Annotated in this window: 13 protein-coding genes; 5 read left to right on the top strand and 8 right to left on the bottom strand. The window is 71.5% G+C overall.

Going from position 1 to position 14,359, the window contains the following annotated elements; all coding sequences use genetic code 11:
* Nucleotides 1-74 precede the first annotated feature (74 nt).
* Both FHR66_RS13070 and FHR66_RS13065 read left to right on the top strand, forming a co-directional pair.
* Nucleotides 75-614: a PH domain-containing protein gene (locus tag FHR66_RS13070; protein ID WP_167087858.1), complete on the top strand. Its 540-nt coding sequence runs from the start codon at nucleotides 75-77 to the stop codon at nucleotides 612-614.
* Complete coding sequence (locus FHR66_RS13065) at nucleotides 611-2,143, top strand: PH domain-containing protein (RefSeq protein WP_160965966.1); 1,533 nt, start codon at nucleotides 611-613, stop codon at nucleotides 2,141-2,143. Before FHR66_RS13070 ends, FHR66_RS13065 begins: the two co-directional genes overlap by 4 nt.
* Nucleotides 2,144-2,165: 22 nt before the next feature.
* Here the strand turns inward: FHR66_RS13065 and FHR66_RS13060 are convergent, their stop codons facing one another.
* The 8 genes from FHR66_RS13060 to def form a co-directional block, all read right to left on the bottom strand.
* Entirely contained in the window at nucleotides 2,166-3,200 is a 1,035-nt protein-coding gene (locus tag FHR66_RS13060; protein ID WP_160965964.1) for a CDP-glycerol glycerophosphotransferase family protein, read from the bottom strand.
* A complete protein-coding gene (locus FHR66_RS13055; protein WP_160965962.1) occupies nucleotides 3,200-4,033 on the bottom strand; it encodes a glycosyltransferase family 2 protein in 834 nt (277 codons plus the stop codon). Before FHR66_RS13055 ends, FHR66_RS13060 begins: the two co-directional genes overlap by 1 nt.
* Nucleotides 4,034-4,115: 82 nt before the next feature.
* On the bottom strand, nucleotides 4,116-5,390 hold the full coding sequence (locus FHR66_RS13050; protein WP_160965960.1) for an O-antigen ligase family protein: 1,275 nt from the start codon (nucleotides 5,388-5,390) through the stop codon (nucleotides 4,116-4,118).
* A gap of 54 nt (nucleotides 5,391-5,444) precedes the next feature.
* Nucleotides 5,445-6,479, bottom strand: a complete 1,035-nt coding sequence (locus FHR66_RS13045) for a glycosyltransferase (RefSeq protein WP_160965958.1) — start codon at nucleotides 6,477-6,479, stop codon at nucleotides 5,445-5,447.
* A 76-nt stretch (nucleotides 6,480-6,555) separates the two neighbouring features.
* Nucleotides 6,556-8,271, bottom strand: coding sequence for an ArnT family glycosyltransferase (locus FHR66_RS13040; RefSeq protein ID WP_160965956.1), 1,716 nt, complete (start codon nucleotides 8,269-8,271; stop codon nucleotides 6,556-6,558).
* A gap of 25 nt (nucleotides 8,272-8,296) precedes the next feature.
* Nucleotides 8,297-9,616, bottom strand: coding sequence for a 16S rRNA (cytosine(967)-C(5))-methyltransferase RsmB (gene rsmB / locus FHR66_RS13035; protein WP_160965954.1), 1,320 nt, complete (start codon nucleotides 9,614-9,616; stop codon nucleotides 8,297-8,299).
* Nucleotides 9,617-9,784: 168 nt separating this feature from the next.
* Nucleotides 9,785-10,708, bottom strand: a complete 924-nt coding sequence (gene fmt / locus FHR66_RS13030) for a methionyl-tRNA formyltransferase (protein WP_160965952.1) — start codon at nucleotides 10,706-10,708, stop codon at nucleotides 9,785-9,787.
* A gap of 109 nt (nucleotides 10,709-10,817) precedes the next feature.
* Nucleotides 10,818-11,330, bottom strand: coding sequence for a peptide deformylase (gene def, locus FHR66_RS13025; protein WP_160965950.1), 513 nt, complete (start codon nucleotides 11,328-11,330; stop codon nucleotides 10,818-10,820).
* 138 nt (nucleotides 11,331-11,468) lie between these two features.
* Here def and FHR66_RS13020 point away from each other — a divergent pair, with 138 nt between their 5' ends.
* The 3 genes from FHR66_RS13020 to FHR66_RS13010 all read left to right on the top strand — a co-directional run bounded on the left by FHR66_RS13020 (nucleotide 11,469) and on the right by FHR66_RS13010 (nucleotide 14,358).
* Entirely contained in the window at nucleotides 11,469-12,605 is a 1,137-nt protein-coding gene (locus tag FHR66_RS13020; RefSeq protein WP_160965948.1) for a LysM peptidoglycan-binding domain-containing protein, read from the top strand.
* Between the two features lie 81 nt (nucleotides 12,606-12,686).
* The gene (gene dprA / locus FHR66_RS13015; protein ID WP_160965946.1) at nucleotides 12,687-13,841 is read left to right on the top strand and encodes a DNA-processing protein DprA; all 1,155 of its coding nucleotides are present in this window, start codon (nucleotides 12,687-12,689) and stop codon (nucleotides 13,839-13,841) included.
* 43 nt (nucleotides 13,842-13,884) lie between these two features.
* Complete coding sequence (locus FHR66_RS13010; protein WP_010340686.1) at nucleotides 13,885-14,358, top strand: DUF494 family protein; 474 nt, start codon at nucleotides 13,885-13,887, stop codon at nucleotides 14,356-14,358.
* The last annotated feature ends 1 nt before the right edge of the window (nucleotide 14,359 follow it).

Genomic DNA, 14,359 nt, shown 5'->3' with positions numbered 1-14,359 from the left:
CGTTAGGATCGCAGGCCACGCCGCGCGCCCGCGCCCGCTCGCCCCGAGACCCCGACGTGACTGCACCGCCACCCATGGACGACTCCCCCACCGTGCCTGCGCCCAGCGCGCCCGCCACCACGCCGGCGCCCGCGGAGTGGCCGCCGGCGGACTGGCAGCCATTGCCGTTGCGCGGCGCTTGGCTGGCCGCGCTCGGCGGTGGCTGCATGCTCGGGCTCAGCCTGGTGGTCGCAGCCGCCATCGTCGGCCTCAGCCTGCATAGCCTTCATGCACTGGCCCTGGGCGCCGTGGCGGCGGCAGTGGGCAGCCTGTGCGGTGCCTGGATCGGCTTCGTCCGCCACCGGCGCATCCGCTGGCGGCTGACTGTCCAGGGCCTGGACGTGTTCCGCGGGCGCCTGTGGCAGAGCGAGACGCACGTGCCGATCTCGCGCGTGCAGCACCTGGACCTGCGCCGCGGCCCGCTGGAACGCGCCCTGCGCCTGGCCACCCTGGTCGTGCACACCGCCGGCACCCGCCATACCGCGGTCGCCGTGCCCGGCCTGGACCAGGCCGACGCCGAACGCCTGCGCGAGCGCCTGGCGCACCAGCTCGACCACGACGACGACGCGCTGTGAGCGGCGGCGCCGACTCCGAACACACGGCACCGGTGCGGCGCCTGCATCCGTGGTCGTGGCTGTTCGTGTTGCTGCAGCACCTCAGGCATTTCCTGCTGCCGTTGCTGGCGCTGCTGGTGTTCGGCAGCCGCGACGGCCACCGCGATCACGCCGATCACTTGGTGATGCTGGCGGTGTGCAGCGGGCTGGTGGCGGTGTCGCTGCTGCGCTATCTCACCTACCAGTACCGCATCGGCCGCGACAGCCTGAGCATCCGCAGCGGCTGGCTGGAACGCAGCCTGCGCGAGATCCCGTTCGCGCGCATCCACAACGTGGTGGTGCACCAGTCGTTGCTGCACCGCCTGTTCGGCGTGGCCGAGGTGCGCCTGGAGTCGGCCGGCGGCACCAAGCCCGAGGCGCAGATGCGGGTGCTGCGGCTGGACCAGGCACTGGCGCTGGAACAGCAGATCCGCCACCGCGCGCCCGCCGCCGACACGACCGCCGCCACCGATACCGACGCTGCGCCCGCCGCCGCGCCGGACAGCGAACTGCTGCTGGCGCTGCCCACCGCCGAGGTGCTGCGCCAGGGGCTGATCTCCAACCGCGGCATGGTGGTGCTGCTCACCGCGTTCGGCGCTACCTACCACCTGTTCCCCGAGCGCATGATCTCCAACGCGATCGAGCACTACGGGCGGCAACTGTTCGGCTACGCCACGCACCTGCAACTGGGCTGGATGGCCGGCACGGTCACCTTCGCGCTGATGCTGGCGACGCTGTTGCTGCTGATGCGCGCGTTGTCGATGGGACTGGCGCTGGTGCAGTACCACGGCTTCCGGCTGAGCGAGAGCGAGCGCCGGCTGACCGTGGAACGCGGCCTGCTGACGCGGCTGCGCAGCAGCGTGGCGCGGCGCCGGATCCAGGCCTGGACCCTGCACGAGAGCGTGCTGCAACGGCTGCTGCGGCGGCGCAGCCTGCATATCGAGACGGCGGTGATCCAGGCGCACCACGGGCACGACCACGCCCTGACGGAACTGGCGCCCCTGGCCACCCCGGCCGCCTGCGATGCGCTGCTGCAGCGGCTGCTGCCGCAGATCGCCTGGCCGCCGGCGCACTGGCACGGCATCGCCACGCGCTGCTGGTGGCGGCTGTCGCTGCCGGCGCTGCTGCTGGTGCCGCTGCTGTGCGCGGGGCTGTGGCCCACGCTCGGCGCGTGGGCCGCGCTGGGCCTGCTATGGCTGCCGTGGTCGGCGTTCAAGTCCTGGCGCCAGGCGCAGCGCATGGGTTACGCGCTGGATGCGCGCTACGTGGCGGTGCGTGGCGGCTGGTGGCGGCGCTGGTGGCGGCTGGCCGAACTGGACAAGTTGCAGGCGCTGCACCTGAGCCGTTCGCCGCTGGACCGCTGGTGCGGCACCGCGACGCTATGGCTGGACACCGCCGGCGCCCGCCACGGCGAACCGCCACTGCGTATGCGGCTGCTGCCGGACGCGCAGGCACGGGCGCTGTACCGGCAACTGGGCGACGCGCTGGCGCAGCGGCGGCCGCGCTGGTGAACGCGCGCGGCGCTGCGGCGCGTCAGCGCGCGCCGCGGCCCCAGTAGCCGATGCGGCGACGGATCTTCAGCTTGCGCCACAGGTTCAACGGTTTGCGCCGCGGGTTGCGCGCGCCCTCGGCGACGAACTCGTCGATCGCACGCAGCACGCGCTCGCTGGACTGGCCGTCGCGGTAGGGATGCAGGCCATCGGCGAACTCGCGGATCGCCGCCATCAGTTCCGGCGGCCGTTGCAGCGCGCGGCGGATCGCAGGCTCGAACTGCGCCGGATCGTCGATGTCGATCAGCTGCGGCCCCGGGCGACGATTCTTGAACGTCACCACCGGCTTGTAGGTGAGCAGGAACTCGTTGAGCGCGGACGAGGTGTCCGAGCACATCATGTCCACCTGCGGGAACAGCTCCAGGATGTTGTCGTTGTCGGCGAAGTGCAGGTACTCGCTCTCCAGCGCGCGGTAGCGGGCGACCATCGCCGGGTCCATCTTCGGATGGAAGGTTACGATCCAGCGCCATTCGCCGCTGCGCGAGAGCCGCGCGACTTCGTCGTAGAGGATGCCGGCCGCGCTCCACGACGGCGAGAACGTGGAGTGGTACAGGATCACCGGCGGCTGCCGCACCGGCGCCAGCTCCGCGCCGATCTCGCGCATGAACGGATCGATCTTGGGGAAGCCGGTCTCCTTGACCGCGAAGTGGCCGAGCTTGCGCGCCAGCGCACCGAACGCCGCGGTGTCGCGCGGGCCGGTGGTGCAGTACAGGTCGAAGAAACCGCGCACGTAGATGTGCCGCGGCTTGCCGGCGTCGAAGCCGTGGAAGGTCTCGACCTTCACGCCCGGGAAGAAATGCGGCACCGCGTTGCTGGAGGTGATCACCGCATACGGATTCCACGCCAGCACCTCTTCCACCGTCGCCAGGTGGCGCTCGTCGGCGCTCAGATCCTCGGCGCCGGGGCCGTCGAAGAACCACGCCGCCTCGTCGCCGCGCGCGCGGATCGCCGCCTGCAGCGGGCGCAGGATCGCCAGCGCGTAGCGCTCGGATCCGTACAGCAGATAGTGCTTGCTCATCAGTGCTCCAGATCGTGCCGTTGCAGTTGCGCCCGCGCCTGTTCCACCGAGGCCGGGTTGATCTGCATTTCGTAGTAGCGCATGCGCTTGTACAGCGCGTAGCTGGCCGCGGTCTGCGCCACCACGAAGCCGCGCCAGCCGTCGAGGAAGGCCAGCCGCAGCAGATAGTCCTTGAGGAAGGCGCCGGCGAACACGAACGGGCTCTGCCACATTCTCACCGGCTTGCGCTTGTCGCGCCAGCCGAGCGCCTTGAGTTCGGCGTAGCGCAGCACCTTCAGTTGCTTGTGCACCAGGGTCGGGTTGTGCAGATGGTTGAACGGCGGCGCGAACTCGGCGCTGGCGCCGTCGAAGCGCAGCGATTCGTGCACCCGCGCATCGCTCCAGCGCGCGCGGCCGCGGTGGTACAGCCGTGCCAGGCGCTCGCCGACCATGGGTTTGTACCAGCGCATCGGCGCGCCCATGTACCAGGTGCTGCGGCGCAGCCACACCGCATCCACGCGGTCCTCGGCGAGCAGCTGCGGCAGCCGCGCCAGGCACTCGGCACGCAGCGCGTCGGACAGGAACTCGTCCGCGTCCAGCACCAGGATCCAGTCGTGCGCGGCCTGGGTGGAGGCGAAGTTGCGCTGCGGGCCGAACCCCAACCAGGCCTGCTCGACCACGCGCGCGCCGTGCGCGCGGGCGATCGCCACGGTGTCGTCGGTGCTGCCGCAGTCCACCACCAGCTTGTCGGCGGCGAACGGCACGCTGTCCAGACAGCGCGCGATGTTGGCGGCCTCGTTGTAGGTCATCACCACCAGGCTCAGCGGCAGGGTGGTCGCGGCGGCGTCGGCCATGGCGCGCGGTATCCGGAAGTCAGGCGCGGTGCCGGCGGCCGGCGCCAGGCGCCGCGCCGCCCGGCGATGCGGGACCGGCAGTCTACCGGCTTCGCGCGGCGCCTTCAGCGCCCTGGGCCGGCTCCGCCTCGCGCGCGGCCAGCCCGATCAGCACGCCGACCAGCGACACATAGAAACCGGTACTCACCTGGTGCGCGAACATCGACTGGGTCATGCCGCACAGGACGTAGGCCGCCACCACCATGATCCCGGCCGCCGCGGCGCCATGGAAATGCGGCTGCGGCCGGCGCCGGTACAGGCGCAGCAGCAGCCACAGCGGCACGCCGTACACCAGCAGGATCAGCACGGTGCCGGGCAGGCCCTGGGTCGCGCTCCACTCGGCCAGATCGTTGTGCGCATGGCCGAGGTGGCAGCGCTCGACGAACGCCTTCCGGCAGTCAGGCAGGCGCAGCATGGCGTTGTCGAAACGGCCCACGCCGACCCCGACCACGGGGTGCTCGACGAAGGTCGCCGCCGCCACCTGCAAGCGTTCGATGCGCGCGCCGGCCGAGGAATCGCTGTCGCCGCGCTCGTAGCGCTGCACGTCGTGATGCAGCTCGGCCAGGCGGGTCTGCTTGGTCAGCGCCGGCACGCTCAGCACCAGCACCGCCGCCAGCGCGGTGCACGCGCCCAGGATCATCAGCCGCGTCGCGCTGTCGCGCCAGCGCAGGCACAGGGCACTGGCCACCAGCAGCAGCAGCACGCCCAGCCACACGCCGCGGCTGCCGCTGAGCAGGATGACGATGCCGCCCGCCACCACCGCGGCCACGGCCCACGGCCACTGTCCACGCGGCCGGCAGAACACCGCCAGCACCATCAGCATCAGCACCACGTCGGCCAGCACGATGGCGTTGGTCCAGCCCTCGGCGCGCGGTTGGCCCTGCAACACCTGCACGCTGGCCAGCACCAGGGCAGCGAGGATGCCGAACAGCGCGCCCCACCACAGCAGGCGCTGCGGCGGCCGCAGCGCATAGGTCCACAGCGCCGCCCACGGCAGCACCAGGAAGCGGGTGCGGTTGTCGATGTCCTTCAGCGGCTGGCCGAAGTACAGCACCGAGCACAGCGACAGCCCGATCACCAGCAGCGCCAGGATCCACAACCAGCGCACCGACGGCTGCATCGGCGCCACCGCCTGGCGCAGTTGCGGCAGTGCCAGCAGGCTGGTCACCAGCAGCAGCAGGCCGAACGGCAACAACCCGCTGGGCATGCTGATCACCAGCGCCGGCAGGCACAGCAGCGCAAGCGCCGCGCCACGCTCGGCCAGGGCCTGGCGGGAGGACGCGGAAACGGCGTGGCGTGGCGCGATGGGCTGGGACATCAAGGAGGGAAGGCCGTGGGGATGGGGTGGTCGGCGATGATCCGGGGCGCTTCCCTAACCCGGCCTGACCTGTTCGCGATCGGCGCCGCGGCTGGCTGGCAAGGCCGGCGGCGGGGTCTCCCCGAGCAAGTCGGCCACGGCCGCGCGCAGGCGCTCGCCGAACTCGCGTCGGCGCGCCTCGAAGAAGCCGCGCGCGGCGGTGCCCAGCGCATCGCACTGCATCGGCGACAGCGCCAGCGCCTGCGCCATTGCCCGCTCGAGGCCGGCGGCCTCGATCCGGTAGCGCACGCCGAAATTGTCCGGGCCCTCGCCGACCGGATCGATCAGCACGCCGCGCTCGGCGCTCACCAGCTCGTTCATCGGCGCGCCGTTGGTGGTCACCACCACCGCGCCGACGCTCAGCGCTTCCATGATGTAGTGGCCGAAGCCCTCCACCTCGGACGGGCACAGGTGGAAGCGGTGCGCGTTCTGCAGCCGCCGCAGTTCCTGCTGGTCCAGGTAACCGGTCAGGTAGTCGATGTTCTCGGCCTCGATCGGGTGGGACTTCTTTGCGCTCTGCACCACGGTCAGCCGCGGCCACTCGGGGTGCCGCGCCCAGGTCTGCAGCAGCAGCGCGGTGCCCTTGGCCGAACTGCGCCCGGCCACGTGCAGGCAGGCGCGTTCGCGCGGTACCTCAGGACGGTAGCAATCGTCGCTGCAAAAGCCGATGAAGGCGCTCGGCGCCATCGTGGAAAAACGCTGCTCGGCCTGGCGGGTCTTGCACAGCACCTGCGCGAAGCGCGGCAGGCAGCGCAGCCACTTGTGCCGGAACCATTCCGGGTTGGGGATCAAGGCATTGCGCAGGCCACTGCCCAGGCAGCGCGGATACACCCGTTCCAGGAAGATCTGCAGGTCGGCGCGCCCGAACAGCAGGCTGCGCAGGAACAGGCGCAGTTCGCGCAGGCGGTTGGCGATGCGCACGGTGCCGAAACCCAACACCTCGACGCGGTAGCGGCCGGTTTCCCGCAGCAGGTCGGCGACCACCTGCAGGTCGCGGCTGAGGCCGCCGCCATTGTCGCGGCTGATGACCCGGATCAGGCGTGGCGGCACGCGTGCCCCCCGGCCCGCGCGGCACGCTGGCCTTCAGCGGCACCCGCGCCACGCAGCCGCAACGCGCGGGCGCGGCTCATTCGAGGCGATCCTTGTCCTGCTCGCGCAGGCGATCGAAGTCTTCCTGCGTGGCCACGCAACGGCCATGCACGGCATTGGCCGGGACCAGCCACCAGTTGCGTCGGTTGGATACGCCGGCCAGGACACTGGCGTGACGGTCGACGCAGCCCAGCATCGCCGCCTCCTGCACCAGCAGCCAGCGCCGCTGCGGCGCTTGCGCCTGCCAGGCGATGCCACGGCGCAGTTGCTCTTCCCACGGCACCACGAAACCGAAGGTCGTCGCGGGGCGGTCGGCCATCAGCAGGTTCTGCTCCTTCCAGGCGACCAGGCCGAGTTCGGCATCCGGGCCGATGCGGCGCCCGACCGACTCCATCACCCCGCGCGCGGAACTGGACATGTTGATCAATGGGTACACCAGCAAGCCGGCCATCGCCCAGACCATGGTCAGGGTCGAGACCGTCGCCAGTTCCGGGCGGCGCCGCGCGAACATGGCCAGGCTGGCCACGCCCCACAGGCCGATCGCCAGCAGGACCCAGGCCAGCACCTGCACCGTGGCCAGGTCGATGCCGCGGTCTTCCATCATCCGCACGCGGAAGCCATGCCCCAGCAAGATCGCCGTACCGACGCCGCCGAGCGCCAGCGTCAGCAGCGCGGTGAACGCCAGCAGCAGGCGCTTGACCCCGGTCTTGCGCAACAGCCCGGGGATCAGCGGCCCCATCGCCAGGCACAGCATCGGCAGCGCCGGCAGCACGTAGACATCGCGCTTGCCGGTCGGGATCGAGAAGAACAGCACCACCAGCGCCCACCAGGCCAGCGGCAGCAGATAGCGCGCATCGCGCCGGCGCAGGCGCCGCGCCCAGGCGGGGATCGCCCACGGCAGCGCCAGCAGCACCGGCAGCCACATGCTCGGCATCACCCCGAAGAAGTACAGCGGCCCGTGCGCGTGGTCCCAGGACTTGGCGTAGCGCCCGGCGGTCTGCCGGAACAGGATGTCGTTGAGGTAGGCGTGGTACTCGGGCGCGTTGCTCGACAGCGCGGTGACCACCATCGGCACCAGCCAGATCGACACCGCCGCCAGGAACGCCAGCGGCCCCAGCCAGAAGCGCGCATCGCGCAGGCCGACCCGCACACCGCGCCAGTGCGCCAGCGACGCCGCCGCGGCCGGCAGCAGCATCAGCAGCGCCAGCACGCCCACGCCCTTGGTGATGGTGCCCAGCCCGGCGGCGAACCAGCCCAGCCCCCACAGCCGCCAGTCCGGCCCGCGCAACAAGTGGCGTAGCAGCGCGTAGTTGGCCAGGGTGATGAAGAACACCACCAGCGGGTCGATCTGCGCCTTCTTCGCCTGGTAGGTGAAGTGGAAGGCGAACAGCAACGCATAGGCCGCGTACATGCCGACGCGACGCGTCCACAGGCGCCGGCCGAGGTCGTAGACGCAGGCCAGCGTACCCAGCCCGGCCAGCAGCGACGGCAGCAGGAACGCCACCCGCCAGTTGCCGAACAGCGTGTAGAAGCTGGCCTGCAGCCACATCAGCATCGGCGGCTTGTCCGAGTACAGCTCGGTGCCGCGGTGCGGGAACAGCCAGTTGCCACTCTCCACCATCTGCTTGGCGACCAGCGCGAAGCGCGGTTCGTCGGCCGGGTGCGGATCGCGCAGGCCCAGGCCGGCGCCGAGCACCAGCACGGCCAGGATGGCCAACAACCAGAACTCTCGGGAGGCGCGGGTCTTCAGCATGGGAAGCGATGATACCGGGGCCGGTTCACGCCGTCTTGCGGAACCGCGCGTAGTAGAAGCCATCGCAGTCCTGCTCGCTGGGGAAGCGCTGGCGGCCGCCACCGGAGGCATGCCCGCAGGCCACGCCCGGGTCCTCCAGCGCCGCGCCGGGTTGCCGCGCCAGCAATGCCTGCACCTGCCGCGCATTCTCGTCCTGCAGCAGCGAACAGGTGGCGTAGACCAGCACCCCGCCCGGCCGCAGCACCTGCCAGGCGGCGTCGAGCAGGCGCGCCTGCAGCGCCTGCAGCGCGATCACGTCCTCGCGTCGGCGATGCAGCAGCACGTCCGGCTGGCGGCGCACGATGCCGGTGGCCGAACACGGCGCGTCGAGCAGCACCGCGTCGAACGGCTCGCCATCCCACCAGTCCTGCGGCTGCGCCGCGTCGGCGACCTGCAGGTGCGCCTGCGCACCGGCACCGGTGCGCGCGAAGGTCTCGCCGACCCGCGCCAGGCGGCGCGCATCCACATCCAGCGCGGTCAGGCGCAGACCGGGATCGCGTTCGAGCAGGTGCGCGGACTTGCCGCCGGGCGCCGCGCAGGCGTCGAGCACGCGCGCGCCCGGCGTCGGCGCCAGCACGTCGGCGACCTGCTGCGCCGCGCCGTCCTGCACCGAGACGCGCCCGTCGGCAAAGCCCGGCAGGGCGCTCACCGCCATCGGCGTGTCCAGGCGGATGGCATCGGCCAGCAGCGGCGACGCCTGTGCGGCGATGCCGGCCGCGGCCAATTCCTGCAGATAGGCGTCGCGGGTGCCGCGTTGGCGGTTGACCCGCAGCCACAGCGGCGCCTGCTGCTGGCTGGCGGCGAAGATCGCCTCGGCCTGCTGCGGCCAGTCGGCGTGCAACGCGTCGCGCAGCCACAGCGGCCAGCCCGCGTCGGCGGCCACCGCCGGCAGCCCGTCGCGCAGCGCGCGCCGCAGCAGCGCGTTGACTAAGCCGGCCTGGCGTGGCCGATCCAGCGCGCGCGTCGCCTCCACCGTCGCCGACAGCGCCGCGTGCGGCGCCAGGCCCAGCGCATCGAGCTGGGCGAAGCCGGCCAGCAGCAGCCCGCGCAGTTCGGCGTCGCGCTGCGGCAACTGCTTCTGCAGCCACATCCGCAGCGCCGCCTCGTAGGCCGGGCGGCGGCGCAGCACGGCAAAGCAGATCGCCTCCACCAGCGCGCGGTCGCGCGAATCCGGCAGGGTCGGCAATGCCGCGGCCAGTTCGGCCTTGAGCGAGCGGCCGCGGTCGATCACCGCCGTCAGCACGCGGGCGGCGACCACCCGCGGGGCCACGCCCGGCGGCCACGCAGCGATGGGCGTCATGGTCATCGGCAGACGCTCCAGGACGCGTCATCCGTTCGCGCGCATGCCGCTTCGTGGTTGCGCGCGGGGATGACGGAGATGCGCGAAGCGGTGGCCCGCCCACACCTCAGCGAGGACGCGGCCAAGGCAGCGCCCGCCTGGCCCAACGCGGCGTACGCAGGCATGGCCGACGCCTCAGGCCAGGACCGGCAGGTCGCGGCGTGCGTTGAGGTAGTCGGCGGCGGTGATCGCCTTGCCGCCGTCGCGCTGCAGCACGCGCAGGCGCAGCGCGCCCTGGCCGCAGGCGATGTCGATGCCCTGCTTGGACGCGGTCAGCACCGTGCCCGGCGGTTGCCCGTGCGCCAGGTCCAGCGCGATCGCGCCGCGCACCCGCACCCGCTCGCCGGCCAGCATCGCCTCGGCGACCGGCCACGGATCGAAGGCGCGCACCTGCCGCGCCAGCTGCGCCGCCGGTTGCTGCCAGTCCAGCCGCGCCTGCGCCTTGTCCAGCTTGTGTGCATAAGTGACGCCGTCCTGCGGCTGCGGCTGCGCCACCGGGCGCAGGCCGGCGCGCAGCAGGCCCAGGCCGTCGGCCAACACCTGCGCGCCGAGCGCGGCCAGGCGGTCGTGTAACTGACCGCCGGTCTCGTCGGCACCGATCGGGGTGCGCTGCGACAGCAGCACCGGGCCGGTGTCCAGCCCCGCTTCCATCTGCATCAGGCATACCCCGGTCTCGCTGTCGCCGGCCTCGATCGCGCGCTGGATCGGCGCGGCACCGCGCCAGCGCGGCAGCAGCGAGGCATGCACGTTCCAGCAGCCATGGGTCGGAATCGCCAGCACCGCCTTGGGCAGGATCAGCCCATAGGCCACCACCACGATCAGGTCCGGCTGCAGCGCGCGCAGCGCCTGCAGCGTCTCCGGCGCGCGCAGCGTCTGCGGCTGCAGCACCGGGATGCCGCGCGCCACGGCTTCAAGCTTGACCGGCGACGGGGTCAGCCCGCGGCCGCGCCCGGCGGGCCGGTCCGGCTGGGTGTAGACCGCGACCACTTCATGGCGCTGCGCAGCCGCGCGCAACGACGGCACGGCGAAGTCCGGCGTACCGGCGAAGACGAGTTTCATGGAGGCAGGGAACCGGGAATGGAGAATAGGGAATGGCAAAGCGCGAACCCGGAAAGGTCACGGGGACCGCGCTTACGATTCCCGTTTCTCCATTCCCGAATCCCGGCTTTCAGGCCACGTGCTTGCGCGCCTTGGCCAGCTTCTTGCGCACCATTTCGCGCTTGAGCGGGGACAGGTAGTCGACGAACAGCTTGCCGTCGAGGTGGTCCATCTCGTGCTGCACGCACACCGCCAGCAGGCCGTCGGTGCTCAGTTCCTGCGGCTGGCCCTGGCGGTCCAGGTAGCGCACGGTGATGGCGTCGGCGCGGGTCACGTCGGCGTAGATGCCGGGGACCGACAGGCAGCCTTCCTGGTACACCTGTTCGCCGTCGCGCTGCACGATCTGCGGATTGATGAACACCTGCGGGTCGTTCTTTTCCTCGCTGACGTCGATGACCATGAAGCGCTTGTGCACGTCCACCTGGCTGGCCGCCAGGCCGATGCCAGGCGCGTCGTACATGGTCTCGAACATGTCGTCGAGCAGGCGTTGGAAGGCTGCGGAGGTGACCTCGGCGGCGTCGACCGGCACCGCCTTGGTACGCAGGCGCGGATCGGGGAATTCGAGAATGGGGAGCAGGGCCATAGCGGTACCCAAGATGGGGGCGCCGGACGATTCGGCAAGACCTGCGGATTCTACCCGTTTCTGCGCCCGACGCTTGCGCCCGCACCAGGGTTCTGCACTATAGTGCGCGAACCTGTTGGGGAATCAGGCTCCGCGCTCATGTTCAATCGACTCCGTACGGTCGTCGCCGTGGCGATGCTCACCGTGGCGACCTACGCTGCTTCCGCCAGCATGGCTGCCGAACACCCCGACACCTACGTGGTGCGCAAGGGCGATACGCTGTGGGACATCGCCGGGCGCTTCCTCGGCAAGCCCTGGCTGTGGCCGGAGATCTGGCAGGCCAATCCGCAGGTGCACAACCCGCACCTGATCTACCCCGGCGACGTGCTCAGCCTGGCCTACCTGGACCGGGTGGCGCACGCCGAGGTCAAGCCGGGCCCGCGCCAGGACGCGCCGATCGACGCGATCCCGCTGGCGCAGGTGGAGCCGTTCCTGAAGAACCTGCGCGTGGTCGACCGCATCGACAACCTGCCGTACGTGGTCGGCACCGAAGACAACCGGCTGCGCGCCACCGACGGGCAACTGGTCTACGCGGTCGGCCTCGGCCAGGCCCAGACGGGGCAGCGCTACGCCGTGGTCCGCCCGACCGTGCGCTACCTGCTGCCCAAGCTCAGCGACGACCTCGACGCCGAAGGCCGCAGCATCCCCGGCAGCGGCAACCTGTGGCAGACCTTCGTGCCGCCGGACAAGCGCCGCGAGTCTCTCGGCTACGAACTGGCCCAGGTCAACATCGGCACCGTCGCCCGCGTGTCCGCCGACGGCCGCCAGGCCACCGGCCTGCTGCTGCAGGACAACGCCCGCGAAGTGCGTGCCGGCGACCGCCTGATCCCGGTCGAGGCGCAGCCCTACGACCTGCAGTTCGTGCCGCATCCGCCGTCCGAGCAGGCGATGGCAGCCGGCCTGCGGGTGCTGGCGGTGGCCGACGCCTTCAGTGCGGCCGGCCCGCGCGACGTGATCGCCATCTCCGGCGGCCGCCGCGAAGGCATCGACAACGGCACCGTGGTGTCGCTGTGGCGCCATGGCACCCGGGTCAACGACCGCGTGCGCCACCCCAACACCTCGCGCGCGGACGACGGCTTCACCGGCGGTAGCGGTTCCACCGTGGCGCTGCCGGACGAGTACGCCGCACACGCGATGGTGTTCCGCACCTTCGACAAGGTCAGCTACGCGCTGGTGATGGACGGCATCAAGCCGACCCGGATCGGCTACGACGTCAAGCACCCGGACGCACGCTGACCCATCGCCGAGGCATCCCCCTACAGCGATTGCAGACGGCGCCCGAGGGCGCCGTCTGCGTGTGCGGCCTAGGCTGGGCGCATGTCCAGTCCGGCCACCGCCCCCGTCCACACACCCACCGATCCGGCGCTGCTGCGCCTGTCGCTGGCCGGCGGCGCCAGCGCCCCACGCCGGCGGCTGCTGGAACAGCACGGCAGCCCGGCCGCGGCGCTGGCCGCCGGTCCTGCCGGCTGGCATGCCGCCGGCCTGGATACAGCGCAGATCGCCGCCCTGCAGCGGCCCGACCGCACCGCGCTGGAAACCGCCGAGCGCTGGCTGGCGCAGCCAGGTCGGCACCTGCTCGGCTGCCACGATGCCGACTACCCCGCCCTGCTGCGGCGTACGCCCAACCCGCCACTGGCGCTGTATGTGGACGGCGACCCCTCGGTGCTGTGGCACCCGGCCGTGGCCGTGGTCGGCAGCCGTGCGCCCAGCGCCGGCGGCCGCGACAACGCCTATGGCTTCGCCCTGGCCCTGGCCGCGGCCGGTTTCGCGGTGACCAGCGGCATGGCCAGCGGCGTGGATGCCGCCGCGCACCGGGCAGCGCTGTCGCGCGCGGACGGGCTGACCGTGGCGGTGGTCGGCACCGGTCCCGACCTGGCCTACCCGCGCCAGCACGCCGCCCTGCGCAGCCAGATCGCCGAACGCGGCGCGGTGGTCAGCGAGCATCCGCCCGGCACGCCGGCGCGGGCGGGCCATTTCCCGGCACGCAACCGGATCATCGCCGGGCTGAGCCTGGCGACCCTGGTGATCGAGGCCGCCACCCGCTCCGGCGCGCTGATCACCGCGCGGCTGGCCGCCGAGGCCGGGCGCGAGGTGTTCGCCCTGCCCGGCTCGATCCACAACCCGCTGGCGCGCGGCTGCCATCGGCTGATCCGCGACGGCGCCGGGCTGGTGGAAAGCGCCGACGAAATACTGGCAGGCGTTGCGGCCCTGGCCGCCGAACTCGCCGACGCCTTGCGCGGGCGCCTGAACGCCCCCACACAGGGAACCAGCATCGCGCGCGCCGCCGCACCGGCCTTTCCCCATCCCGACTACCAGCGCTTGTGGCAGGCGCTGGGCCACGACCCCATCTGTATGGATTCAGTGATCGCACGCAGCGGATTGACGGCCGCAGCGGCGTCCTCCATGCTGCTGGCCATGGAACTGGATGGCTACGTGGCGGTCGAACGCGGTCGTTACACCCGCAAACCCTAGTTTCTTCACCTCCACAGCGTCTCGCGACGCAGGCCGAGGGGCAATGAAAGAGAGCATTCTGGATGTCCTGCTGTACCTGTTCGAACACTATTTCAGCGAAGACGCGGATCCGGTCCGCGACCGCGACTCCCTCCAGAATGGCCTGATACAGGCCGGTTTCAGCCCCACCGAGATCAGCAAGGCGTTCGACTGGCTCGACGCCCTGGCCGACCAGCGCCCGGCCGTGGCGCAGCCGCGCATCGATGGCCCGATCCGCATCTACCACGGTCCGGAGCTGGACAAGCTCGACGTGGAATGCCGTGGCTTCCTGCTGTTCCTGGAGCAACACGGCATCCTCGACAGCGACCAGCGCGAACTGGTGCTGGACCGGGCCATGGCCCTGGACCAGGACGAGCTGGACCTGGACGACCTGAAGTGGGTCGTGCTGATGGTGCTGTTCAACCAGCCCGGTGCCGAGGCGGCGTACGCGTGGATGGAAACGCAGATGTTCGTCGACGAGCCGGAGCCGGTTCACTGAG

Source organism: Xanthomonas sp. F4 (assembly GCF_011761895.1).
Note: the sequence above shows the minus strand (reverse complement) of the source record. Positions and strands in the feature narration are given on the sequence as shown.

What these genes read in the sequence shown, in the direction of transcription:
- FHR66_RS13060 (WP_160965964.1), bottom strand. Translation starts at nt 3,200, where the DNA reads ATGAGCAAGCACTATCTGCTGTACGGATCCGAGCGCTACGCGCTGGCG.
- FHR66_RS13050 (WP_160965960.1), bottom strand. Translation starts at nt 5,390, where the DNA reads ATGTCCCAGCCCATCGCGCCACGCCACGCCGTTTCCGCGTCCTCCCGC.
- rsmB (WP_160965954.1), bottom strand. Translation starts at nt 9,616, where the DNA reads ATGACCATGACGCCCATCGCTGCGTGGCCGCCGGGCGTGGCCCCGCGG.
- def (WP_160965950.1), bottom strand. Translation starts at nt 11,330, where the DNA reads ATGGCCCTGCTCCCCATTCTCGAATTCCCCGATCCGCGCCTGCGTACC.
- FHR66_RS13040 (WP_160965956.1), bottom strand. Translation starts at nt 8,271, where the DNA reads ATGCTGAAGACCCGCGCCTCCCGAGAGTTCTGGTTGTTGGCCATCCTG.
- fmt (WP_160965952.1), bottom strand. Translation starts at nt 10,708, where the DNA reads ATGAAACTCGTCTTCGCCGGTACGCCGGACTTCGCCGTGCCGTCGTTG.
- FHR66_RS13010 (WP_010340686.1), top strand. Translation starts at nt 13,885, where the DNA reads ATGAAAGAGAGCATTCTGGATGTCCTGCTGTACCTGTTCGAACACTAT.
- dprA (WP_160965946.1), top strand. Translation starts at nt 12,687, where the DNA reads ATGTCCAGTCCGGCCACCGCCCCCGTCCACACACCCACCGATCCGGCG.
- FHR66_RS13070 (WP_167087858.1), top strand. Translation starts at nt 75, where the DNA reads ATGGACGACTCCCCCACCGTGCCTGCGCCCAGCGCGCCCGCCACCACG.
- FHR66_RS13020 (WP_160965948.1), top strand. Translation starts at nt 11,469, where the DNA reads ATGTTCAATCGACTCCGTACGGTCGTCGCCGTGGCGATGCTCACCGTG.
- FHR66_RS13055 (WP_160965962.1), bottom strand. Translation starts at nt 4,033, where the DNA reads ATGGCCGACGCCGCCGCGACCACCCTGCCGCTGAGCCTGGTGGTGATG.